At 48.5% G+C, this 22,812-nt stretch carries 24 protein-coding genes; 7 read left to right on the top strand and 17 right to left on the bottom strand.

The annotated features are described in order from the left end of the window. Nucleotides 1-145 precede the first annotated feature (145 nt). Nucleotides 146-778 carry a uracil phosphoribosyltransferase gene (gene upp, locus ACO0K2_RS08380; protein ID WP_423017656.1) on the top strand — a complete coding sequence of 211 codons (633 nt, stop codon included), beginning with the start codon at nt 146-148 and terminating at the stop codon, nt 776-778. 113 nt (nt 779-891) lie between these two features. On the opposite strand, the gene dcd is transcribed toward upp, so the two are convergent. The 3 genes from dcd to ACO0K2_RS08365 all read right to left on the bottom strand — a co-directional run bounded on the left by dcd (nt 892) and on the right by ACO0K2_RS08365 (nt 3,007). Further along, on the bottom strand, nt 892-1,458 hold the full coding sequence (dcd, locus tag ACO0K2_RS08375; protein ID WP_423017654.1) for a dCTP deaminase: 567 nt from the start codon (nt 1,456-1,458) through the stop codon (nt 892-894). 167 nt (nt 1,459-1,625) lie between these two features. Beyond that, on the bottom strand, nt 1,626-2,093 hold the full coding sequence (locus ACO0K2_RS08370; protein ID WP_423017652.1) for a (2Fe-2S)-binding protein: 468 nt from the start codon (nt 2,091-2,093) through the stop codon (nt 1,626-1,628). 65 nt (nt 2,094-2,158) lie between these two features. Then, complete coding sequence (locus ACO0K2_RS08365; RefSeq protein ID WP_423017650.1) at nt 2,159-3,007, bottom strand: DUF1653 domain-containing protein; 849 nt, start codon at nt 3,005-3,007, stop codon at nt 2,159-2,161. A gap of 300 nt (nt 3,008-3,307) precedes the next feature. Between ACO0K2_RS08365 and ACO0K2_RS08360 the strand changes: the two genes are divergently transcribed. The 3 genes from ACO0K2_RS08360 (at nt 3,308) to ACO0K2_RS08350 (ending at nt 7,438) form a co-directional block, all read left to right on the top strand. Further along, on the top strand, nt 3,308-4,597 hold the full coding sequence (locus ACO0K2_RS08360) for an MFS transporter (RefSeq protein ID WP_423017648.1): 1,290 nt from the start codon (nt 3,308-3,310) through the stop codon (nt 4,595-4,597). Between the two features lie 150 nt (nt 4,598-4,747). Continuing rightward, nucleotides 4,748-7,012 carry an OPT family oligopeptide transporter gene (locus ACO0K2_RS08355; protein WP_423017646.1) on the top strand — a complete coding sequence of 755 codons (2,265 nt, stop codon included), beginning with the start codon at nt 4,748-4,750 and terminating at the stop codon, nt 7,010-7,012. A 159-nt stretch (nt 7,013-7,171) separates the two neighbouring features. Next, nucleotides 7,172-7,438 carry a hypothetical protein gene (locus ACO0K2_RS08350; protein WP_423017644.1) on the top strand — a complete coding sequence of 89 codons (267 nt, stop codon included), beginning with the start codon at nt 7,172-7,174 and terminating at the stop codon, nt 7,436-7,438. 89 nt (nt 7,439-7,527) lie between these two features. Here the strand turns inward: ACO0K2_RS08350 and flgL are convergent, their stop codons facing one another. The 11 genes from flgL to flgB form a co-directional block, all read right to left on the bottom strand. Continuing rightward, nucleotides 7,528-8,784, bottom strand: coding sequence for a flagellar hook-associated protein FlgL (gene flgL / locus ACO0K2_RS08345; protein ID WP_423017642.1), 1,257 nt, complete (start codon nt 8,782-8,784; stop codon nt 7,528-7,530). 8 nt (nt 8,785-8,792) lie between these two features. Next, nucleotides 8,793-11,060, bottom strand: coding sequence for a flagellar hook-associated protein FlgK (gene flgK, locus ACO0K2_RS08340; protein WP_423017640.1), 2,268 nt, complete (start codon nt 11,058-11,060; stop codon nt 8,793-8,795). Nucleotides 11,061-11,171: 111 nt separating this feature from the next. Then, nucleotides 11,172-12,077: a flagellar assembly peptidoglycan hydrolase FlgJ gene (gene flgJ / locus ACO0K2_RS08335; protein ID WP_423017638.1), complete on the bottom strand. Its 906-nt coding sequence runs from the start codon at nt 12,075-12,077 to the stop codon at nt 11,172-11,174. A 9-nt stretch (nt 12,078-12,086) separates the two neighbouring features. Further along, nucleotides 12,087-13,157: a flagellar basal body P-ring protein FlgI gene (locus ACO0K2_RS08330; RefSeq protein ID WP_423018464.1), complete on the bottom strand. Its 1,071-nt coding sequence runs from the start codon at nt 13,155-13,157 to the stop codon at nt 12,087-12,089. A gap of 95 nt (nt 13,158-13,252) precedes the next feature. Continuing rightward, entirely contained in the window at nt 13,253-13,918 is a 666-nt protein-coding gene (locus ACO0K2_RS08325; RefSeq protein ID WP_423017636.1) for a flagellar basal body L-ring protein FlgH, read from the bottom strand. A 21-nt stretch (nt 13,919-13,939) separates the two neighbouring features. Next, complete coding sequence (gene flgG / locus ACO0K2_RS08320) at nt 13,940-14,722, bottom strand: flagellar basal-body rod protein FlgG (protein WP_423017635.1); 783 nt, start codon at nt 14,720-14,722, stop codon at nt 13,940-13,942. 61 nt (nt 14,723-14,783) lie between these two features. Further along, nucleotides 14,784-15,524, bottom strand: a complete 741-nt coding sequence (locus ACO0K2_RS08315) for a flagellar basal body rod protein FlgF (protein ID WP_423017633.1) — start codon at nt 15,522-15,524, stop codon at nt 14,784-14,786. Between the two features lie 55 nt (nt 15,525-15,579). Continuing rightward, nucleotides 15,580-16,965 (bottom strand): flagellar hook protein FlgE, encoded by a 1,386-nt coding sequence (gene flgE / locus ACO0K2_RS08310; protein WP_423017631.1) that lies wholly within the window; start codon nt 16,963-16,965, stop codon nt 15,580-15,582. Nucleotides 16,966-17,026: 61 nt separating this feature from the next. Further along, a complete protein-coding gene (locus ACO0K2_RS08305) occupies nt 17,027-17,722 on the bottom strand; it encodes a flagellar hook assembly protein FlgD (protein WP_423017629.1) in 696 nt (231 codons plus the stop codon). Nucleotides 17,723-17,743: 21 nt separating this feature from the next. Then, complete coding sequence (flgC, locus tag ACO0K2_RS08300; protein ID WP_423017627.1) at nt 17,744-18,148, bottom strand: flagellar basal body rod protein FlgC; 405 nt, start codon at nt 18,146-18,148, stop codon at nt 17,744-17,746. A 5-nt stretch (nt 18,149-18,153) separates the two neighbouring features. Further along, entirely contained in the window at nt 18,154-18,558 is a 405-nt protein-coding gene (flgB, locus tag ACO0K2_RS08295) for a flagellar basal body rod protein FlgB (RefSeq protein ID WP_423017625.1), read from the bottom strand. 177 nt (nt 18,559-18,735) lie between these two features. On the opposite strand from flgB, the gene flgA reads away from it, so the two are divergent. From flgA to ACO0K2_RS08280, 3 genes are all read left to right on the top strand, one after another. Continuing rightward, a complete protein-coding gene (gene flgA / locus ACO0K2_RS08290) occupies nt 18,736-19,446 on the top strand; it encodes a flagellar basal body P-ring formation chaperone FlgA (RefSeq protein WP_423017623.1) in 711 nt (236 codons plus the stop codon). 105 nt (nt 19,447-19,551) lie between these two features. After that, nucleotides 19,552-19,869 carry a flagellar biosynthesis anti-sigma factor FlgM gene (flgM, locus tag ACO0K2_RS08285; RefSeq protein WP_423017621.1) on the top strand — a complete coding sequence of 106 codons (318 nt, stop codon included), beginning with the start codon at nt 19,552-19,554 and terminating at the stop codon, nt 19,867-19,869. A gap of 1 nt (nt 19,870) precedes the next feature. After that, nucleotides 19,871-20,362, top strand: coding sequence for a flagella synthesis protein FlgN (locus ACO0K2_RS08280; RefSeq protein WP_423017619.1), 492 nt, complete (start codon nt 19,871-19,873; stop codon nt 20,360-20,362). A 196-nt stretch (nt 20,363-20,558) separates the two neighbouring features. Here the strand turns inward: ACO0K2_RS08280 and motD are convergent, their stop codons facing one another. Genes motD through ACO0K2_RS08265 form a run of 3 tightly spaced genes read right to left on the bottom strand, consistent with a single transcriptional unit; the run spans nt 20,559 to nt 22,808 of the window. Beyond that, nucleotides 20,559-21,344, bottom strand: coding sequence for a flagellar motor protein MotD (gene motD / locus ACO0K2_RS08275; RefSeq protein WP_423017617.1), 786 nt, complete (start codon nt 21,342-21,344; stop codon nt 20,559-20,561). Nucleotides 21,345-21,354: 10 nt separating this feature from the next. After that, a complete protein-coding gene (locus ACO0K2_RS08270) occupies nt 21,355-22,095 on the bottom strand; it encodes a flagellar motor protein (RefSeq protein WP_423017616.1) in 741 nt (246 codons plus the stop codon). Next, the gene (locus ACO0K2_RS08265) at nt 22,077-22,808 is read right to left on the bottom strand and encodes an RNA polymerase sigma factor FliA (RefSeq protein WP_423017614.1); all 732 of its coding nucleotides are present in this window, start codon (nt 22,806-22,808) and stop codon (nt 22,077-22,079) included. Before ACO0K2_RS08265 ends, ACO0K2_RS08270 begins: the two co-directional genes overlap by 19 nt. Nucleotides 22,809-22,812 lie beyond the last annotated feature (4 nt).

Genomic DNA, 22,812 nt, shown 5'->3' with positions numbered 1-22,812 from the left:
ATTATCAACCAGGAAAAAACAAACAATCCCGCGAGCAAAGCGAGAAAAACCCCTCTATTCATACGTATTCGGTGGCAAACTGCCCCACAAATTTGCCGACAGTCGTAAAATAGCGGTCACTTTAACAATATGCGGGAGAAATACCTTGAATGAACTAGTCACTGAAATTAAGCATCCGCTGGTACAGCACAAGCTGTCATTGATGCGGAGCAAGGATACGCCGACCGACAATTTCCGCCGACTGTTGCGCGAAATCAGCCAAATGCTGGCGTATGAAGTGACGCGAGACCTTCCTATCGAATTCACAAAAATTGAAACACCGATTCAAACGATCGATGCGCCAACAATCAGCGGCAAAAAGTTATGCGTCATCTCTGTTTTGCGCGCTGGCAATGGTATTTTGGATGGCATGCTCGATCTGCTTCCAAACGCCCGTGTCGGACACATTGGCCTCTACCGCGACCCGACAACATTAGAACCTGTCGAGTATTACTATAAAGTGCCTGAAGATATTGCCGAGCGCCTGGTGATTGTTGTTGATCCGATGCTGGCGACGGGTAACTCTGCAGCAGCAGCGATTGCTCGTCTTAAATTAGGCGGCGCAACGACGATCAAATTTGTGTGCTTACTTGCAGCACCAGAGGGTATCAAGGTCATGCAGAACGCCCATCCGGATGTGCCTATCATCACTGCATCGATTGACCAATGTCTGAATGACCATGGTTATATCGTTCCAGGCTTGGGTGATGCGGGTGATCGCTTGTTTGGAACAAAATAAGTTGTGAAATTTACATAAAGATAATAAAAAAAATCCCGGTCGATCTGCATCTACCGGGATTTTTTGTTTGTCAAACCTATCGATCGTCATTGATCGATAGCAAAGCAACCCACTCAGGTTTTTGGCAAAGTCACGCCATGTTGCCCCTGGTATTTACCGCCGCGATCCTTGTAAGACGTCTCACAAACCTCATCGCTCTCGAAAAACAGCACTTGCGCACATCCCTCGCCAGCATAAATTTTTGCTGGAAGCGGTGTCGTGTTAGAGAATTCCAACGTCACATACCCTTCCCATTCAGGCTCAAACGGTGTGACATTAACAATAATACCGCAGCGCGCGTAAGTCGATTTGCCCAAGCAGATAGTCAGGACGCTACGAGGAATTCGGAAATATTCCATGGTGCGCGCCAACGCAAACGAGTTCGGCGGAATAATACAAACATCACCTTTAAAATCGACAAAAGATTTTTCATCAAAATTCTTTGGATCGACGATGGTACTGTTGATGTTAGTAAAAATTTTAAACTCGTCTGCACAACGAATGTCGTAACCATAAGACGAGGTACCATAACTTACAATTCGTTGACCATCACGTTCACGTATCTGCCCCGGCTCAAAAGGTTCAATCATGCCGGTTGACTCTGCCATGCGACGAATCCATTTGTCCGATTTAATACTCATGTAAATCTCCTGCCCAATTAATCTTGGTGGGATTTTACGCGAAAATGTGTTGATAATTAAGCCGGATGATCAAACAAGGCAGCGGTTTCCTACGTTAATCAATAAAAACTGCAGATATAAGACAATTTGACGGCAACAGCACACGAGCGCAACCAACTTAGTCGCTATCACACTTTCGCGCGCAGGTCGGTCGCAGCCGTTTTAATGGCGGCTTTAATTCTCGTGTAGGTCCCACATCGGCAAATATTGCCACTCATGGCGTTATCAATATCTTCATCTGTCGGCGCTGCATTGTTTGCCAATAAAGCTGCTGCGCTCATCAATTGTCCCGATTGGCAATAGCCACACTGGGCAACATCGTGCGTCACCCATGCTCGTTGTAACGTTTGGTAGACCCCTGACGACAGCGACTCTACGGTCGCCACCGTTTTGCCGGCAACGCTATCAAGCGGTGTTTGGCACGAGCGTACTGGAGCCCCATCGACATGCACCGTGCACGCACCACATAAGGCTGCGCCACAACCAAATTTGGTACCCGTCAATCCCAACTCGTCGCGAAGCACCCAAAGAAGCGGTGTATCTGCCTCCGATTGGCACGTCACCCGACTCCCATTCACACTCAGTGTTGTCGACATTCTGCTCTCCTGTTTGTTCTTATTGACCTCGTGGGGTCCTATTGTAATGAAAAATAGACGACCCGTTAATCGATGGGTGAGAACCGCTGGACAGCGACACCCCCAACGCTGATCGTTTCAAAAAAATTCGCTTTTGGGCGCGTCCATACGCTTCCATTGTGGGAGCGATACACGATCACCGGCGAGAGATCCGCTTCTTGCGTGGCCTCGCAGACCAATTCGTAAATACCGCCCTTGTAGTGTCTGAACTTTTTGCCCGATACGAGGTGCGCCTCCGCCGTCACCGCGACTGGCGCGGACGCAGTCCATGATGTCAGAAAAGGACCGATTTTGGCGGCGCTACGTTTGTTTATTTCGATAAACAATTGCGGATCAATTTTTTCAAACCCGTACTGGTGTCGTAAATGCGTTGCTGCGTGCAACAACACGCCTGCAGCCACTTCGGCATCCGCTTCAGCCCTGTGCGCAGCACCGTGAAACCGGATCCCTAATGACGACGCTAGCTTCCCCAAAGAATAACTTGGCAACCCCGGAAAGACTCGTCGGGCCAGCTTCACAGAACAGACCACACCATCATACGCAGGCCAGAGGCCGAGCCGATCGCTCTCGGCTTTCAAAAATTTTTCATCAAAACTGGCATTATGCGCAGCCAAGGTGTCAGCACCGATGAACTCGACAAGTTCAGGCAAGACTTCTGAAGCAGGAGGCGCGCCATCGACCATGTGCTGTGTAATGCCAGTCAGCTCGGTGATGTAATAAGGAATGCGAACGCCACAATTAATCAATGAGACGAAACGATCGACGATTTCATTCCCAACAATTCTCATCGCTGCGACTTCCGTGACCCGACCACCTTGTTCTGGGCTCATGCCAGAGGTCTCGAAGTCGATCATGACTATCGGTTTTTCAAACATATTTTTCGATTTTTTTTGAACTTATTACAAAACAAGCTATCTCTTATTATCTTACTTCAATGAGGTAACCCATCAACATCTGCTAAGCAAGGCTGTGGTTTGTTTTACAATAGACGACAAGGTATGCTTGATGCAAAGACTGTCTCAATACAACGCTCATTCGCCTAGCGGTGAGGAACAAAACCCCCTAATACCTTCAACTTAGGCCTTGATTCTCTCATAACGGTAGCAGAGATCAGTGAACTATCGCCAGTTCCTTGCATAAAAAAGTGGGCGCCGATTGCCTCAAAAAATAATTCCATGAAACAATTGATAAAAACTCGACTGCAATTACCCGCCAATGATTTATTGCGCGATCGAATCTATCGTCGATTATGGAGCTCCATACTCATTAGCTCGTTTGGTGCCCAAATCACCTTATTGGCACTACCTTTGACAGCCGCTGTCATGCTCAAAGCGAGCGCGAGTCAGATGGGAATTCTGACTTTCATGGAGACGTTGCCGTTTGTCTTGCTCTCCCTTCCGTCCGGGGTGTGGTTAGACCGTGTCCGAAAATTACCCGTGTACATTGCAGGAGAGACCGTCATTGCTATTGCTGTGGCGAGCGTTCCAGTCGCTTTCTGGATCGACGCAATTAATATGTTATGGCTGTATGTCGTCGCCTTCATTATCGGCATGGTGAATACGAGCGCTGGTACGGCGGCGCAAATCGTCTTAACACAGATTGTTCCACGCGATCGCCTTGTCGAAGCGCATGCAAAAAACGCACTTGCTACATCGGGTGCGGAAATTTCAGGTCCCGCAGCGGCAGGTGCACTCATTAAATTACTTGGTGCGCCATTTGCATTAATTGCGGATGCCTTTTTACTCATCAGTTCTGCACTGATCTTGCGTGGCATCAAGGTTGACGAGCAAGTGCAGCAGACGCAAGAGCCTCATTTTTGGCGCGATCTCAAAGAAGGTCTGCATTTTGTCTTCAGAAAGCCACTTTTATTGACCCTGGCGGCCACCGTTGGGGGATGGCAACTTTGTTATAACGCTGCCCTTGTTGTTCAGATTTTGTTTGCCACTCGGGTGTTGGGGTTATCAGAACAATCTGTCGGGTTTAGTTACATGGCCATGGGTGCGGGAACGATTATTGCAAGTATTTTCGGCTATCGAGTGAGCCGCTATCTTGGACCGGGCCCCTGCTTGGTCAGCGGTGTTGCTGTGTGTGGCATCGGCTGGACAACACTCGCTCTTGCACCGACAAATCACTGGGGTGTCATTGCCTTCGGGTGGATGTTGATGTGCTTTTCAGTGGGAGGGGTACTGATCTTCATTAACTTTCTGGCGTTACGGCAGGCGGTAACCCCAGAACCCATGTTAGGGAGAATGACAAGCACAATGCGGTGGCTCATTTTGATCCCCGCAGGTCCCGGTGCATTGCTCGGCGGATGGATTGGAGAGTACATAGGGCTTCGCTATTCCTTGGGCGCAGCGGGCGCATTCGCCTTGGCACTGGCAGTCATTGCGTGGAGAAATCCGATTATACGTGCGATCAAAGTGTTACCAAACTTACATGAGCAGAAGGAAATGCCACAGTCATAATTTGCAGATTGCAAAATAATGTGCAAAAGCGGGATAATGCGCGAACTGTAATATATTTGAAATAATCATCCCCCTTCCAGAGGATGATAGAGAGCCCGATCTTTTCCAGAGAACGACGGGCTCATTTTTTGAACCACTCAAGGGACACACATGGCAAAAGAAATGTCACCGTCAACATTCAAGCCCTATATTCCTGCTTCGGCTCAGCTTGCCGAAATGACGCCGCGCGCATTAATCATGGGCGTGATACTGGGAATGATCTTTGGTGCATCATCACTTTATCTGGTACTGAAAGTTGGCTTAACAGTCAGCGCATCGATTCCAGTATCAGTCATCGCGATCACCTTATTCCGGTTATTTAACAAATTAGGCGCCAAAGACTCAACCATTCTGGAAAACAGCATTACGCAAACCGCTGGCTCCGCAGGTGAATCACTGGCCTTTGGGCTTGGCGTGACCATGCCAGCCATTATGATTTTGGGGTTCGACCTTGAGATATCGCGTGTCATGTTGGTTGGTTGCTTAGGTGGCCTTCTTGGCATTCTGTTGATGATCCCGATGCGTCGCACAATGATTGTTGAAAATCATGGTGAACTGAAGTATCCGGAGGGTACTGCCTGTGCTGAAGTGCTCAAAGCAGCAGCAACAGACAGCTCACGTGAAGCAGCCGGAGAAGGCAGCGACCCCCATGCACAAGATGACGCCAACAAGCGTGCTCGCATTATCTTTAGCGGCTTTGGCCTGGGCTTGTTGTACAAAATCGTTAACGTCGCGCTGAAAGGGTGGAAAGATACCCCAGAGATCGTTTTCGGAGCGCCCCTCAAGAGTGGCTCTATTGGTGCCGAAGTTTCTCCTGAATTGTTAGGTGTTGGCTACATCATTGGCCCACGTATCGCATCGGTGATGGCCGCTGGCGGCGTCATGTCCTACCTGCTGCTGATCCCTATGATCAAGTTCTTCGGTGATGCGCTGAGCGTTCCTGTCTCGCCCGGCACCATGCTCATCAAAGACATGAGCCCACATGATATCCGCAGTGCTTACATCCTTTACATCGGTGCTGGTGCCGTTGCCACTGGCGGTCTGGTGAGCTTGGTCCGCGCAATGCCAACGATTTGGCGCAGCATGACTGCGGGATTGTCTGGTTTAAGTAAGGGTGCAAATGCCATCACGAGTGGCGCAGCGTTACGAACAGACCAAGATATTCCAATGAAATGGGTTGTGATTGGCGCACTGGCGATTATCGCTGTCATCACCTTTGCAGCACCTTTGCATATGAATTTGCTGGGTGCGTTGTTAATTCTTGTATTTGGTTTTCTATTTTCAACTGTGTCCTCTCGCCTCACGGGTGAGATCGGTTCTTCATCCAATCCAATCTCTGGGATGACAGTGGCAACGCTGTTATTCACCTGTTTAATTTTCTTATTAATGGGTTGGACAGGTGGTAAATATTACGTCACTGCCCTCTCTGTCGGCGCTATCGTCTGTATTTCTTGCAGCAATGCCGGAACAACCTCACAAGACTTGAAAACAGGCTTCTTAGTTGGCTCAACACCTCGATTTCAGCAATACGCCATTCTCGCTGGTGCCTTATCTTCAGCATTGATCCTTGGACCTATTCTGCTGAAATTAAATGATGCCGGCACGGTCTACGTCCCTGCAGCACAAGTTGCCCCGAGCTTAACAACAGACGCATCCAAACTAACTGAAACAGCGCAATTGCAAGGTCCACAAGCAGAACAGGATAAAGCGACCTATCGTGTTTGGCACAAAAATGACAGCGTTGGTGCACCGGCAGGCAAGTATCTCGTTGATAACGCAGGCAAAGTTGCCTACTTGGTCGATCCAGGTATCAATGGTGCCTATAAACAGCGCCCAGACGGCACCGCGGTGACAAAGTACGACGCGCCAAAAGCTGTATTGATGTCCTACATCATTAAAGGCATTTTAGATCGCCAATTACCTTGGACGCTTGTCTTGTTTGGCGTAATGATCGCGTTAGTGCTCGAAATGGCTGGCATTCCTTCCTTGGCGTTCGCTGTGGGCGTTTATCTGCCATTATCGTCCTCCGCCCCATTGTTTGTCGGTGGCATGATCCGCTGGTTGGTCGATCGCAGAAATAGCAAGCTGGACCAATACAAGGACTTGAACGAAGAAGAAATGCAAGCCGCTGGCGATCGCAGCTCGGGCGTATTGCTCTCTTCTGGCTATATTGCCGGTGGCGCATTAGCGGGTATCGTGATCGCGTTCAGCGCCGGTATCATGGACGATTTCGATAAAGCCATTGGAGATTGGTCAACGGCACACAATCCGTTGTTTGAAGGCCCCAACGCTGATCTACTTTCCTTTATTCCCTACGCATTCATCGCTTTCTTGTTGTACTGGGTAGCGAGAGAGAAAAACGCGACGAAAAGATGATCTTATAGGATCACACGCCTACCGTTATTAAAAAAAAGCTTACTTCAGCAATGAAGTGAGCTTTTTTTACCTTCAGGACCTGGCAAAGTTCTTGATCGTCAAAATAGCAAGTACAATGCCGCTTAACATCACTATTCCTTTCACCGTTCCTATCAAGATATGTCTATTTCCCCGATTGTAGATTGCAAAAATCAACCCGTCGCTGTCGGCGACATCGTTCGTATCGTCTCGTTGAGCCCTCAATTTATCAAAAGCTTCCCAGAAGATGAGCGAATTTTAATTGAGTCGATGGTTGGACAATTTTTTAAAGTCGTTGATCTCGATGAAGACGGATATCCTTGTGTTATCCGTGAGTGGCATGATGAACGCGGTCAATTACAAACGCACGTCATTGGCTTGGATTCTGAAGAAATGGAAAAAGTCTAACGTCAACAGTTAATGTTGAGACTAAAGTGAAGACTGAACATTTCTTCCGGATAATCAAGCGAAAGAAATGTTCGTTTTCAAGTCGTGGTTTAGTTACCGATGTAATTAAATAACGACAAAGCAGAGATTTTGACAAAGGACTGCTGAGCTGCCTGCAAAGTGGTCTGTTGCTGATTCAATGTCGTGATCGCCTTTGCGTAATCCAGATCTTGGATCGACGACAGTGATTGCGCATAAGCAATCTTTGTTGTTGCGCCCGCGCTATTGAGGCTATCAATCTCCTGCAAGCTTGCCCCCACGTGCGCTGACACCGTGAGCACGTTGCTTAAAGACGCATCAATATTGTTATTCGCCTGCGTGAGTGCAGCCGTTAAATCTTTTCGGGCGGCGGCATTACCTGTCGGCGCACTCAGTGCATTGATTGCGTCCGTGATAGTCTCGAAAATATTCTGATTACCAGGTTGAATCGTATATTTATCCCCGGGAGCAGGCGTCGTTGATGGAGGCCCTCCGGTGATTACCACACTCATCCCATCGAATTTTACTGACTGACCACTCACATACGGCGCAGGTTGTGTAATCGCAGCGCCTGTCGTCCCATCCGTCAATGCAACACTACCACCCGTTGTTGTATTAATAATACTGAAATTCGCACCGGTACTATCAAAAGTGACAGCGTAATTGTTGCCAGTCAGATTGGCTGCAGTGGCAGGGTCGATTGTCGCCGCCAGCGTAGCTGTGCCCGTATTAGAAGGATCTGCTTGAACGTTGAATTGATTCGCAGATGTCCGAATATTGCCGAAAATTTGCTCACCTGGTGCACTCAATGGTAATTGACGAGCGGTATCAACTTGCAAGTAACGCTGACCTTGATCGCCGTTATAAGTGGCACCAGACGCGGTCTGCGTGTAGGGCATGGTCGTCGTTGAGAAGCCAGAAAAAAGGTAATTTCCTGTCCCATCAGTCGAGTTTGCGAGACTGAGTAAAGAGGCCAAATTCGCTTTTAACGTCGTCGCGATTGCTGCACGGTCACTATCAACCAGTCCACCATTACCTGCACTGATGATCGACGTTCTTGTGCTTGTCAAAAGATTAGCAACATTAGTCAACACACCCGATGTAATTCCAAGGTTATCCTGCACATCCTGGCGATTCACGGTGTATTGATCGTTGATTGCTGCGGCTTGCGTAATAACAAGCGCGCGCGACGAGCCAATCGGATCATCAGCAGGCGTCAATATTTTCTTACCTGCAGAAACTTGCTGAAGCGTTTGATTTAACGAGGACTGCAGCTCTGAAATTTGTGAGCCACTGTTTTGGTAAATCATATTTGTACTGATACGCATGATTTTTCCTATTGACCAATGGTTAACAAGGTAGAGAACAATTGGCTCGCAATTTGCATTAGCTTACCTGCAGCTTGATAACTTTGTTGATATTTCAATAAATTGGATGCTTCTTCGTCCAAATTCACGCCTGATACGGATTGTTGTGCATTAGTAGCATTTTTCAGCATCGATGTTTCCGACGTACTCGTTGCTTGAACTTCGCTCGTTTTGTTACCAATCAGACTGACAAACTGGGCAAATGCCCCCTGAATCGTGGTTGTACCACCCACCATGCTATTTTGCGTTTGGATCGTCTGCATCAGTAATGCATTACGATTATCGCCAGTTCCTGTGGTGTTCGGTCCAACATTATAGACATCGCCCTTTGCTGGCGTACCTGACATGGTGAACGATACGCCACTATAACTATAGGTTGCACCATTCACGTAGGGCACGGCCGTTCCCGCTGGATACGTTGTGGAGGTCGTTCCGCTCTTTACCGTGACATTAGCCGTCGCTGGAAAGCCCGTGAGCGTATTTGCAGGCGTGTTGAATGTCAGCTTTGTCGCCGTCGCTGGAATGGAAGGTGCTACAGTAAATGTATCGTTATTCGCTGGCGGTGTTCCCTTATCGCCAATCGTAAAGCTCATACCATTCACACTGATTGTCGCGCCGCTAGTGTATGGCACAGACGATGACGCGGGAGCAGTACTCTTATAAGTTGTCGTTGTACCGCCATTCGTGACGGAGACAGTGGCACCGGCTGGGAAGCCGGATAACGTGTTCGTCCCAGAAGCAAAAGTCAAACTAAAACCAGCGCCAAACGCCGAAGCACTGAACGATGCATCCGTTGTTACGGCACCAATTGTCGCTGTTAAGGAATTACTACCAGAACCCACTTGCGAGTTAATCACACCCGACGTCATGGTCACGCTGCCTGTATTTGTCGATGGCACATTCGTCGAGAACGGCGTGGCCACCGCCAATTTGTTGGGATCGATAATACCAACGGCCAACGTTGCCGCCGCTGATGCAGCAGGTCGGATTAAAAATTGATCGCCGTTTCCTGGGACGGCACCCGCTGGTGGCGGCGCAAGGTCGAACTTCACACCATCGAAGTTCATTGGGAGGCTAGACGAAGTAAGCGACGCACCATCACTGACACGCGTCAGCGTGTAATTTCCGTTTGCATATTGCAAGTTGTAATCACTCGTTGTCAGTGCACTCGGATTGGTGATCGTTGCACTGATCTGCGAGGTACCAGTGTTACTGCTGCTCGATGAGCTGATCGTTGGGTTCATCGTGAACAAATTCGTCCCCACTGCCCCATTGAGATCCTGACCTAACGCCTGTTGTTGATTGATTGCGGACGCAATGCTGACGGCAACTCGACCAATCGAATTTTGCGTTGTTGTGAGCAAATTGGAACGAAAGTCTAATAGACCACCGAGCGTGCCACCAGGCAAGCTGTTTTCCGCAATTTGAACAACAGTGCCTTTCGCTTGGTAACCGATTTCGTTCCGTGAAGGATCTGTTGTCGATTGAATGACCTGCAATGGATTGCTCTGCGAACCAAGCACAAGCGGCTGACCGTTGCCGATAAATACATTGTACTGCGACCCTTCTTGGACCACATTGACAGAGGTCTGCTGACTCAATTGAGTTACAAGGTAATCGCGCTGATCAAGCAAATCGTTCGGCTGGGTGCCATTATTTGTACTTTGAGCCTTGCCAATCGCATCATTGAGCTGCGCCAATTGTGTGGCGTAGCCATTAATCGTTGTTACTGAGGAAGCGATTTGCCCGTTGACATCTGCGCTAATTTGGCTGACTTGGTTTTGCAATCCGTTAATACGACCAACCAACGACTGAGCAGCAGATAACGTTGCCTGCCTAGCAGCAGCACCCGCAGTGCCATTCGGACTAGAAGCAAGATTTTGAATCGACGTAAAAAAAGTCTGCAGCGTTGGAGAAATCCCGGTCGTCGAGTCAGCAATAATATTATTCAGACCGGTAATCTGTGACAAGTAAGCGTCAGCAGCCCCTTTTGACGTTGTCGCAGAGTTAACCTGCTGAGCGATAAAATCACTGTATTGACGCTGAACTTGATTAACATTAACACCTTGCCCGACGAATACGCCACCAATTTGCTGCGAAGCAGCAGCACTTTGGAGAACAACCTCGCGGCTATATCCCGGCGTGGATGCATTTGCAATATTTTGCCCAGTCGTGCTGATACCTAGCTGCGCGGCGGCTAAAGCCGACTGCCCTAGGTTGAGAATATTTGCACCCATGATTAAACCTATGTATTTGTCATCTTAACGACATGCCGAAAGCCAGCGATCTACCTTGTTTTCGGTAAAAAGCCAGAAAACTTTAATTTCCCTGCTTAGCCCCGAGAACAATCAAGCTGAGAGGTTTTGCTTAATAATTTTGCTTAACTTATTAGCATATTGGGGATCGGTTGCATATCCAGCTTTTTGCATACCATATGCGAAGCTCGCCGCATCTTTGGAATTGGCAATGACGTTCTCATAGCGTGGATTTTTGGTCAACATATTCGCGTAGTCTTTGAATGCATCGCTGTAAGAATCATACGCTTTAAACGTTTCGACTTTACGTTGAGCAACGCCATTCACATATTCCGTCGTCACTGCATTGACTGTCTTGCCTTTCCAACTACTATTGGCCTTCACGCCGAAAACATTGTGACTTTCGCTTCCATCGACCGTCTTTATCTGTTTCTTACCCCAACCCGTCTCCAAGGCCGCCTGTCCAAGCATAAATTTCGCGGGAATACCCGTGACCTTGCTCGCCTCTTCAGCATGGGCACCCAGTTTCTCTTGGAATTCACGCACATGGTTAGAGGTTGTAGCGTCAGATTTTGCAGCAGAAGTCGATGTGGACGTCGACTCTAATTTCAAACTATCACGATACGCATTGATGCCACGCAGATTTGCTGCAGGCGATTGAACCTCATCACCATTGGCCAACGCCTGACTCATTGCATTATTGGTAAGTTGCTTCACTAGCACGTCAGCCAAACCGATCCCTCGGTTTGACATATTCTGAGTGAGTTGCTGGTCAAGCATTGAAGTGAAAGTACGTGTTTGTTCGTTATCAAACACCCCATTCTGACCACCCGCCTGACGCATGGACTTCAGCATCATATTCATAAACAATGCTTCAAACTGTTTAGCTGCTGCCTTAATCGACTCTTGCGAATTGTCCTTGGCGGACATTTTGAGATTACCGAGAGTACGGGCATCAATCGCCAGTCCTTTGTCGGTGGTATCTGTCGTCGGAATCATGGTTCAGCCTTAAATGATCTCAAGCTCGGCACGTAATGCCCCAGACGCTTTCATCGCTTGCAAAATGGCAAGCAAATCCTGAGGTGTTGCACCGATTGAGTTTAACGCTTTTACAACATCGGCCAATGATGCACCTGCCTTGAGCAATTGCAATTGCCCTGCATCCTTCGCGATAGTAATTGTGGAATTAGCGACAGGTGTCGTTTGTCCTCCAGCAAGTGCATTTGGCTGACTCGCACTATTGTCGGTATTAATCGTGACTGAAAGATTGCCATGGGCGACTGCACATGCATCCAGTGTTACGGCCTGATTCATGACAATCGAGCCCGTGCGCCCATTGAGAATCACCTTGGCAACAGTTTGTGCCGGCGTGACATCAATATTCTCCAACATACCTAAAAACGCAACGCGTTGATCAGAACTAGTCGGTGCCTTTACTTGAATCGCACGACCGTCGATTGCTGCTGCTGTGTCTGCACCAAACCGACGATTAATGGCATCCACAACCCGACTGGCTGTCGAAAAATCGGACGTGTTTAATTCAAGCTGAATCGTATCACCTTGACCGATAGCGTTCGGCACTGCACGCTCGACGGTGGCCCCGCCCGAGATCCGACCAACATCAAGATGGTTAACTTGCGCCTTACTGCCGTTGGCTGACGCGCCTACGCCGCTCACGAGAACGCTACCTTGCGCCATGGCATAAATCTGACCATCGGCACCCTTAAGTGGTGTCATCAACAACGTGCCGCCTCGTAGGCTTTTAGCATTCCCCATCGAGGACACCGTGATGTCTAAGGTTTGCCCAGGCTGAGCAAATGGTGGTAACGACGTCGTCACCATGACCGCTGCAACGTTTTTGAGTTGTAAGCTTGTACCCGTTGGCAAAACCACACCCATTTGTTGCAACATGCTCACGATACTTTGCACTGTGAATGGCGTTTGCGTTGTCTGATCACCACTACCATCAAGCCCGACGACTAAACCGTAGCCGAGCAACTGATTCTGGCGCACGCCCTGAACTCCGGCCAAGTCTTTAATACGCTCTGCGTGGCAATCAGAAAAAAAAGCCAAAGACATCACAAGCAGGCAGCGGCTCGCAATTGTCAAAAGGCGGATATTCAGGAGGGATTTCATCGTTTAACCCAATATTTACACTGCTTCAATACACAAAATTACAGTGGAAGGAAGCTAAGGAAGAATCTCGTCAACATCGAATTAGCTTCCGCCTTGTCGACGTGTGAAGTGGATCTATATTCCAATCTTGCATCTGCGACCTGCGTCGAGGAGACTTGGTTTCCAGCGGCAATGGTTTGCGGATTCACAACACCAGAGAATCGAACAAACTCACTCGCTTTATCAAAGGCCATTTGCTTTTCGCCACTCACGACTAAGTTGCCATTCGGTAGCACTTCAATTACCGTGACGGTGATGGTGCCTGAAAAATTATTACCAGAGGATTCAGCGCCAGCTTCACCAAACTTGTTCGCCCCCGTGATACTCAAGCCACCCTGTCCAGTCGTATTGGTCGGCAAGCCAAAGACCGTTGGCGTCGCATAAGCGATACTTCCAGACTTGCTTGCGGACGACGCAGAGGTTTTGCCGGCGGATGTTTTTTCACTTAAGTTGATCGTCAATACGTCGCCGATTAAACGTGCTTTCACATCCTCGTAGAGCGGACGATACGACGCCGTTTGAAAAATCGCCCCATTCATTTCGCGTTGTGGCTTAGCGGACTGCGGCGGCAGTGTTGTTGGCTGATGAACAATCGTCGGTGGCGTCACTGCACAACCTGACAGAAACACCGCGGCAGCACTCAATAAATAGATATGACGTTTCATGTTTTCCACCTCAAGCTTCCATTACATCTGAGACAGCTTTGCTAGCATTTGATCGGACGTGGTGATGGCTTTACTGTTCATCTCGTATGCACGCTGGGTTTGAATCATATTCACCAGCTCTTCAGCGACGTTGACGTTTGACGTCTCTACATAATTTTGCTGCAAGGTACCTGCACCGTTCGAACCAGGTGCGTTTGTTGCAGGCGCGCCAGAAGCCGCTGTCTCTGCATACAAATTACCACCTAAAGACTGCAAACCAGCATTATTAATGAAAGTTGACAATTGCAAAGAACCGACCTGCACTGGATTCACCGAGCCTGGCTGCGTAATTGAAACGGTTCCATCGATACCGACGGTAATTGATTGAGCGTTGGCAGGGATCGTAATTGCTGGCTGAATAACAAACCCACTTGCGGTCACGAGCTGCCCTTGGTTATCCGTCTGAAAAGAACCATCTCGCGTATATGCCGTTGACCCATCAGGCATCAGGACAGAAAAAAAGCCATCGCCCTGAATCGCCACATCTTTTGAGTTACCTGTTTGCTGCAAGTTACCTTGCGTAAAAAGACGTTCAGTCGCCACAGGACGCACACCCGTACCCAACTGCAAGCCAGAAGGCAATTGTGTTTGTTGTGAGCTTTGAGCTCCAGGCTGTCTAATTGTTTGATACAGCAGATCTTCAAAAACAGCTCTCGATCCTTTGAACCCGGTCGTGCTGACGTTGGCAAGATTATTTGAGATGACGTCCATCGACGTTTGCTGCGCATCTAAGCCTGTCTTTGCAATCCATAATGAACGTATCATCAGTTTTCTCCTACGCGCCACTCGGGCTATTTCACGTATTACTATTATGATCCAAACCCGATTAAGCCAAAGCGAGGATCTGCGTCGCTTTTGTCGCGTTATTCTCAGCATCAGTGATTAATTTCATTTGCATCTCGAACTGCCGCCCTAGATTAATCATGGTCACCATCGAATCAACAACGCTCACGTTACTCGTCTCTAACATATTGGACGCTACTGATACGGTTTCATCCGTATCAGTAGTGGAGGCATCTTTCGTTTTAAATAAACCATCGTCGCCACGCACTAAGTTTGACTCCGGCGGATTCACCAACTTCAATCGTCCAACGATTTGAATCGCATTTGGCGCGGAACCAGATGGAATACTAGAAATGGTGCCATCTTTACCAATGGTGATTGACGTGCCAGGTGGCAAAGTGATCGTTCCACTCTCCCCTAACACACTGAGTCCGCTTTGCGTTTGCAGAACGCCGTTTTCATCAAGCTTTAAGCTACCATTTCGGGTTAAACCCTCGGTGCCATCGGCTTTTTGAACAACGAGCCACCCTTTACCTTGCAAAGCCACGTCGAGCTGATTGCCAGTCGGCTGCAAACCACCAGGGGTAAAGTTCGCGCCGACCGTTGAGTCAACGACAAAGGTACGCGTGGGCAGTTCACCGCCAATGACTGGCACAGCTCGGAAAGAATCCAATTGCGCACGAAAACCCGTCGTACTGGCATTGGCCAGATTATTGGATGCCGTCGCCTGCTGTTCAAGGATATGACTCGCTCCGGTCATGGCGGTGTAAACTAAGCGATCCATCGCAGTCCCCTAAGACATTAACTAAAGATTGATTTAAAAGTAGTACGCTCTACTATTAACGCAGATTGACTAAGGTTTGCATGATCTGATCTTCGGTCTTGATCGTTTGTGCATTCGCTTGGTAATTACGTTGCGCCGTGATCATATTGACCAAATCACCGGTCAAATCGGTGTTTGAATCTTCGGTAGCGGACGATGTCAACGCACCCAAACTACCTGTGGTTGGCGCGCCGACTAAGGCTTGTCCAGACGCGGACGTTTCGCTCCACTGATTACCACCCAGCGACTGCAAACCGTTTGAATCTGTGAACGATGCCAAGACCACCTGACCAAGCACCTTTGTTTGCCCATTTGTGTAGCTACCAACGATGGTCCCGTCTTTGCCCGTATTAAAACTTGCTAATTTACCGGACGCAAAACCATCCTGTTTCATGGTGCTAACGCCAAACGGTGAGCCGTATTGCGTGCTATTGGTGAAATCAAACTTAATCGCCAATGCAGCGGTATTGATCGGCGTAACAGCCTGCGATGGAACTGGCACCGTCATTTTGAGGGCATTAGGTGACGTTGCTGAATATGCTGCAGATGTACCTGTTGTGGTGTAAACCCCCACCTGCGCACCAAGGTTATTAAATCCAATGACGCCCTGTGCAACGGGCAACGCTGGTGGTGTGATGATATTTCCACTAGTGTCGAACGAGTTACCATCCACAGTGGCGTACACCGTCCATGCAGATGATGGCGTCACCAACGGCGCCGTCGAAGCGGGAATTTTTGTGGGGTCAACTTTAACGTAATATGTTTGTACGACATGCGAATTACCCAAACTGTCATACACGGTTGTCGATGTCGAGCTGTTATAAGTTGTCGCGTTCGTTGGATCAAACTGCGTTGGTGTGATCACTGGTGGTGTTGTCACCGGCAACTGAGTTCCAGGCACATTCAACGTCGAGTTAAAGTTAATCACCGCATTGACAGTCGTGGTCTGAGCGGGCGCCAAATCAGCGGTGTTGATATTGATTGGGGCAGCAGAGCCAGTAGAAAGAACACCGGCATTGTTGGCTGCGTAGCCAGTCAATTGCGCTCCTTGCGAATTAACTAAATAACCATTTTTATCCAGCTGGAATTGGCCGTTTCTCGAATAAGTAATCGCACCGTTAGTGCTCATTCGAAAAAAGCCATTGCCATTGATTGCAATATCTAATGGATTGGTGGAGGAAGAAATATTTCCTTGCGTGAACTGCTGAGCAATGTCAACGACGCGAACACCAATACCCACAGCACTAGCCGAGGCGCCATTTAGAGAATTTGCGTATACGTCGGCAAACTGCGCTTGTGCACTTTTAAAACCAACTGTTCCAGCATTGGCGATGTTATTACCAATCACACTTAACTGCTGGGACGACGCGTTCAATCCACTCAAACCTTGTTGAAAACTCATGATAATTCTCCGGCAAATACGAAAATGGGGTCAAAATTCTGGGGCACCAACATGCGAAAAATCAGAAAATCTGCACAACGCTGCTCATCGCGGCAGCGCCTAAATTCGCGAGGTTCAATGTCACACCCTGGGAACCAGAAGATACGCTCGACACCATACCAAACTCGAGTTTAGTCGGCGTAACAGCCGAAGCACCTGATGCAGCAGTCACTGAGTAGCTATATGTTCCTGCAGGGGCCGCACCTCCTGCATCTGTCGAACCGTCCCAACTCACTGTCTGGACGCCTTGTGACATCGAACCCAAATCAATCGTCTTCACCACTTGCCCTGCCGCATTGGTGATTGACACCTTGCCGCTCGTGATGTTCTGCGGCAAATTGAGCCCTAAAACACCAGCAGTTGAACTAACGCCGCTCGCATTGGTGGTGGTTGTCAATGCAACCGAGTTTCCGGGCACCAGAACGCCATGACCGATCATGTTTGCAGCCTGCAAACTTTGGCTTGCCTGGAAATTTGAGTTCATCGCATTAATCGATGCATTCACCTGATTAATACCTGTTACCGTGGACAACTGCGCCAATTGACTTGTCACTTGGGCGTTATCCATCGGATTAAGTGGATCTTGGTTTTTCATCTGCGTGGTCAACAACGTCATAAACTGATTTTGTGCAGATTGAATGGAATTGGTTGTAGACGGCGTGCCATTCATCGTTGTCATAAGACTAGTTGGAACCGTGTTGGTTTGTATCGTAGACATTTCACATCTCCTTTAAGAGTCTCACTGACCCAGCGTAAGTGTTTTCAATAGCATTGCTTTGGCAGAATTCATGGTCTCAACGTTATCTTGGTAAGAACGTGAAGCAGAAATCATGTTTACCATTTCCTCAACAACATTAACGTTGGGCGAGGCCACGTAGCCATTCTCATCCGCCAAAGGATGTGAAGGGTCATACATTAATTTTGGTGGTTTCGCATCCTCGACCACTTGCGACACCTTCACGCCAGTCGATGCTGCTCCAGTCATCGGTACCGCAGTAAATACGACCTGTTTCGCCTTATAGGGCGTGCCATTTGTACTCGTGACACTATCCGCGTTAGCTAAATTACTAGAGACTGTATTGAGACGTTGTGCCTGGGCACTCATTGCCGATCCAGCCACATTAAAAACATTAAATAGCGACATAATCATTACCCCTGAATGGCAGCCAACATGTTTTTGATTTGCATGTTAATCATTGTTAGACCTGCCTCATAACGCACACCGTTATCAGCAAACGCATTACGCTCCACATCCATATCAACTGTGTTGCCGTCGACGTTACCTTGCACCATCGTTCGATACATGGGCGTGATACCATCCATGGAACCACTCGCGTCTAAATGCTGATCGGCAGTCTTCGTCAACGGCGTCGAACTCTGGTTTGAGTTGAGCTGTAATTTATTGGCAAGCACTGCTGTAAAATCGATATCACGGGCTTTGTAGTTTGGTGTATCGGCATTGGCAATGTTAGAAGCCAACAATTGCTGACGCTGCCCGCGAACTGACAACGCAGTCTGTTGAAACCGCAAGAGATCATCAAGCTTACTCATCACTACACCTCCCTGCTCCGTTTGTTCAGTTGAAACTTCTCTGTTCATTACATGTTAGGCGAGAAGTAGGTCATTCAATCCAACAAGCAAAGGTGAGAAACACCCCTTATTTACGCATTCAAACAAAAACTGAGCGCCTAAAATGAGTGCATCGATTCGTTATAGCGATGAAAGCTCACCATGAAATTCTTTGTCCATTCTGTCCTCACCGCCCTCGCATCACTGGCGCTCGCGGGCATCACGAACGCTGCTGAAGTATCAGGCACCACGCAGGAACACGAGAAAATCAGACAGGTAGCGACCGAATTCCTTTTGCAAACGTCGACCGCTCAGCCGGGGGACGCTGAAATCTCAGTCGGCCCAATCGACACCCGATTAACGCTAGCATCGTGTCAGGCGCTCGTCCCGTTTTTGCCACCCGGCAGCAAAGCATGGGGAAAAACTACCGTTGGCGTTCGTTGCACGGCTCCTGTTGCTTGGACAGTGTATTTGAGAGCCAATGTCCAAATTACGGCTGATTATTATGTTGCTGCCCATTCGTTGAGCAAAGGACAAGTCCTCGCCATCGATGATCTCAGTAAAATAAAAGGCGAAATCTCTAACCTTCCGGTGGGTTTCATTAGCAACCCAGACCAAGCGATCGGCAAAGCGATCCAAAACTCCGTTTCGTCCGGAACGCTATTACGAATGGATGCGCTCAAGAGCCCAGCAGTTGTGCAGCAAGGTCAATCCGTACGAGTTGTGAGCATTGGCAACGGTTTCCAGGTAGCAACAGACGCGCAAGCAATCACAAATGCCTCAGAGGGACAAATTGCCAAAGCGCGAACAGCAAGTGGTGTCACACTCAGCGGAGTCGCAAAAGCGGGCGGAATTATAGAAATCAGTAACTAAATGGCAATGGTGGAAATTTTTTCGCTAGCAAAATTAAAGTTTAAAAATACCGAGCCGATAACTGGACTGAAGAAGTAGATAATTCCCACTATCGAGGGTATCGCTGTGAAAATTGATGACACACTAAATAAAACCGCTGCAGCACCTGCACTGACAAATCCCCAGTCAGCGCGGGCCGATACAGCGCAAGAAGCACCTGTAGCAACACCCGCAGCACCAAGCACGACTGTGCAGCTTTCGCCACTCTCGACGCAACTCCAAGCGTTACAGAGTACGCAAGCAAGCAGTTCTGTTTTCGCGACAAAAAAAGTCGAGGAAATTAAACTGGCGATCTCAGAGGGTCGATTCCAGGTTAATTCCGAAAAGGTTGCTGATGGTTTGCTTGAATCCGTAAAAGATTTGATCAACTCCAGAAAACGCTAACATGTTCCAACCTACTGTGCAAAATTTGTCCATAGAGCAATGCCTGTCTGACGAAGTTACTGCGATGAGTGAGCTTGCAAGCTTGCTTAAAAAAGAGCAAGCAGCGCTGGCAAGCAACGACATTGAAGCACTAGGTATCACTACTGCAGGTAAAACCGAACTTCTCCGCACCATTGCTGGCTTAGAAAAAATCAGATCGAGTAAACTTGTTGCGCTTGGATTCAATGGAAAACCGGAGGGAATGCAAAGTTATTTCTCTCAACATCCAACCGAAACAGCTCAAAGCAGTGTTTTATGGGAGAAACTGTTGTCCATCTCCGAGCAAGCAAAAGAAGATAACCGCACGAATGGCTTGCTGATCAACCGCCGCTTAAGTCATAACCAGGCAGCACTGACCGTGTTAGGACATGGAAGCAGCACGGGTTCTCTTTATGGCCCAACCGGACAGACGACCATCAGTGCAGGATCGATGAAGGGTATGATCCCACGTTAATTGAAAAACGCTAGCGTTAAAAAAGATGAAAAAAAGACCCACGAGTGGGTCTTTTTTGTTGGCGATGTTGGTATGGTCGCTCTTGTTGACGCTGTGAGCATTAAAACTCACAAGAACTAATAATGTAACAAGCAAATAACTGCCAAAAAGAAAAGCGCTTCATTTCGATCTCAACAATCTACAAAACGAGAAGAACTCAGTTAACACTTTGTTTGTCTGGCGAGACCGGAACATCAATGACAGGCTCTGGCAGCACCGCCAAAACAGTAACAGAAACGCGACGGTTACGAGCACGACCTTCCGGGGTTTCATTTGAAGCAACAGGTTGCTTTGCTCCTTGCCCAACAGCAGTGACTCTATTTTCATCAACGCCATTTTCCGTTAACAATCGAGCAACTGTACTCGCTCGACCCGCTGACAACTCCCAGTTCGACGGGAAAATGGAGTTCTTTATTGGAAGATTGTCCGTATAACCTTCGACTTGGATCGCGTGGTTATCCAACTTCAACACAGAGGCGATCGCGGTTAAAGCTTGAATGGAATCAGGACTCAGCTTCGCCTCCCCCGTGGGGAAAAGAAGACTGGCATTAATTTCGATAGTCACGCCTCGACTCGTCTGCGTCACGCGTACCTTCCCCTCCCTCACGAGAGGCTCGAGCACAGCCATGATGTCTTTGGCCACTTCGGTCATTTTTGCACGTTCTTTGCGCAACCCCTCACTCGCACGCTGTTTGACCAACGGCAAAGGTGTCAGCTTCACTACGTCGTCATTAACCGCACTCGTCAGGGCTGGCGAATTTGTTTTGACATTACTAAAGGCGCCGGTCAGCGAGCTGGATAAAACACGGTATTTGCCCTCATTGAGCGAGGAAATAGCATACATGACAACGAAAAATGCAAAGAGTAAGGTAATGAAATCAGCATAGGACACAAGCCAACGCTCATGGTTATCCGGCTCTTCGTGGTATTTTCTGCGTGCCATGGTGAATCAACTAGCCTTTGTGATTAGCAACGCGCTCTTCAACGACACGGGGGCTATCTCCCAGCGCAATGCTGTAGAAAATGTCCGCAAGCATCTCTCGGCGAACGATCTCTTTCGCGATGATTTCTTTTAACTTATAGCTGACTGGCAAGAAAAGTAAGTTTGCCAATCCCACGCCATAAATCGTCGCAACAAATGCCACAGCGATCCCGCCACCCAGCTTGGCTGGATCGGAAAGGTTTTCCATCACATGGATCAGACCCAAGACCGCACCCAAAATCCCAATCGTCGGCGAATACCCCCCAGCCGACTCCCAGATCTTTGCCGCCTGTCGTTGCTCCATTTCATAGAGACTAATATCCACATCGAGGATGTCCTTCAGTCGCAATGGATCGACACCATCGATCACTAAGCGCAACCCTTTGCTAATAAAAGGATCTTTTGCGGTATCCATGTATCGCTCAAGGCTCAAAAAACCCTCCCGACGAGCAACAACACTCCATACGAGTGCATCTTGGACATTTTTACGGCTGTTATCAGGTGGTTCAGACACGATCCACCGCAGCATATTGAGGCCGCGTCGGAAGGTGCTCATGCGGCTTTGCAATAAGACGGCACCCAGCGTGCCAATAAAGACAATGACGAAAGCAGCTGGCTGGAGCAGAGAACTAAGACTCCCTCCTTCCATTAATTGGCCGACGATAATGCCGACCATGACCAGTAAAAATCCCGCTAGGCTAGCCCAGTCCACGCCTTCTCCCTTAAAAACACCCTGAGTCTCGCCACGGCCTGACTATGTAACTGAGAAACGCGGGACTCAGAAACACCCATCACAGCCCCAATTTCTTTGAGATTCAACTCTTGCTCATAGTACAAACCCATGAGCAACTTTTCTCTCTCGGGCAAGCTATCAATAGCCCCAATGACAGCGTCGCGGAAGTCTTCGTTCAGCAAATCCTGCAGGGGGTCGCCAGAGCTATCTGAACAATAATGATCGAGAAAATGCTCTTTGGTATCTGCGTCGTGAAAATCTTCGTAGTAGACCAACTGGTGACCACCATTGTCACCAAGCATATCTTGGTACTCACCCAGCGATAATTTTAGGGATTTCGCGACTTCCGTTTCGGTCGGTGGTCGTCCAAGCTTTTGCTGAAGCACATTCATTGCTGCCTCAATTTTGCGCATATTTTGACGAACACCTCTGGGCAACCAGTCGGTGTTGCGCAATTCGTCCAACATGGCGCCGCGAATACGCTGAACAGCGTATGTCTCAAATTGCGCACCATGGGTGTCTTCATAACGATTCACAGCGTCAAGCAGACCAATCATGCCCGCTTGCACAAGATCATCCACCTCGACGCTAGGAGGCAAGCGCGCTTTCAACTGGTAAGCCAGACGCTTAACCAGTGGCGCGTGCTCCCTCAGGAGAAAATTTTTATCTGATTTTCCGCTCGCGGTGTACATAGTA

This window comes from Undibacterium sp. MH2W (genome assembly GCF_049340215.1).
Classification (GTDB): domain Bacteria; phylum Pseudomonadota; class Gammaproteobacteria; order Burkholderiales; family Burkholderiaceae_D; genus Undibacterium.
The sequence above is the reverse complement of the archived record's forward strand: the minus strand, read 5'-3'. Positions and strand labels throughout refer to the sequence as shown.

What these genes read in the sequence shown, in the direction of transcription:
- dcd (WP_423017654.1), bottom strand. Translation starts at nt 1,458, where the DNA reads ATGAGTATTAAATCGGACAAATGGATTCGTCGCATGGCAGAGTCAACC.
- ACO0K2_RS08370 (WP_423017652.1), bottom strand. Translation starts at nt 2,093, where the DNA reads ATGTCGACAACACTGAGTGTGAATGGGAGTCGGGTGACGTGCCAATCG.
- ACO0K2_RS08365 (WP_423017650.1), bottom strand. Translation starts at nt 3,007, where the DNA reads ATGTTTGAAAAACCGATAGTCATGATCGACTTCGAGACCTCTGGCATG.
- ACO0K2_RS08360 (WP_423017648.1), top strand. Translation starts at nt 3,308, where the DNA reads ATGAAACAATTGATAAAAACTCGACTGCAATTACCCGCCAATGATTTA.
- ACO0K2_RS08355 (WP_423017646.1), top strand. Translation starts at nt 4,748, where the DNA reads ATGGCAAAAGAAATGTCACCGTCAACATTCAAGCCCTATATTCCTGCT.
- ACO0K2_RS08350 (WP_423017644.1), top strand. Translation starts at nt 7,172, where the DNA reads ATGTCTATTTCCCCGATTGTAGATTGCAAAAATCAACCCGTCGCTGTC.
- flgL (WP_423017642.1), bottom strand. Translation starts at nt 8,784, where the DNA reads ATGCGTATCAGTACAAATATGATTTACCAAAACAGTGGCTCACAAATT.
- flgK (WP_423017640.1), bottom strand. Translation starts at nt 11,060, where the DNA reads ATGGGTGCAAATATTCTCAACCTAGGGCAGTCGGCTTTAGCCGCCGCG.
- flgJ (WP_423017638.1), bottom strand. Translation starts at nt 12,077, where the DNA reads ATGATTCCGACGACAGATACCACCGACAAAGGACTGGCGATTGATGCC.
- ACO0K2_RS08330 (WP_423018464.1), bottom strand. Translation starts at nt 13,157, where the DNA reads ATGTCTTTGGCTTTTTTTTCTGATTGCCACGCAGAGCGTATTAAAGAC.
- ACO0K2_RS08325 (WP_423017636.1), bottom strand. Translation starts at nt 13,918, where the DNA reads ATGAAACGTCATATCTATTTATTGAGTGCTGCCGCGGTGTTTCTGTCA.
- flgG (WP_423017635.1), bottom strand. Translation starts at nt 14,722, where the DNA reads ATGATACGTTCATTATGGATTGCAAAGACAGGCTTAGATGCGCAGCAA.
- ACO0K2_RS08315 (WP_423017633.1), bottom strand. Translation starts at nt 15,524, where the DNA reads ATGGATCGCTTAGTTTACACCGCCATGACCGGAGCGAGTCATATCCTT.
- flgE (WP_423017631.1), bottom strand. Translation starts at nt 16,965, where the DNA reads ATGAGTTTTCAACAAGGTTTGAGTGGATTGAACGCGTCGTCCCAGCAG.
- ACO0K2_RS08305 (WP_423017629.1), bottom strand. Translation starts at nt 17,722, where the DNA reads ATGTCTACGATACAAACCAACACGGTTCCAACTAGTCTTATGACAACG.
- flgC (WP_423017627.1), bottom strand. Translation starts at nt 18,148, where the DNA reads ATGTCGCTATTTAATGTTTTTAATGTGGCTGGATCGGCAATGAGTGCC.
- flgA (WP_423017623.1), top strand. Translation starts at nt 18,736, where the DNA reads ATGAAATTCTTTGTCCATTCTGTCCTCACCGCCCTCGCATCACTGGCG.
- ACO0K2_RS08280 (WP_423017619.1), top strand. Translation starts at nt 19,871, where the DNA reads ATGTTCCAACCTACTGTGCAAAATTTGTCCATAGAGCAATGCCTGTCT.
- motD (WP_423017617.1), bottom strand. Translation starts at nt 21,344, where the DNA reads ATGGCACGCAGAAAATACCACGAAGAGCCGGATAACCATGAGCGTTGG.
- ACO0K2_RS08265 (WP_423017614.1), bottom strand. Translation starts at nt 22,808, where the DNA reads ATGTACACCGCGAGCGGAAAATCAGATAAAAATTTTCTCCTGAGGGAG.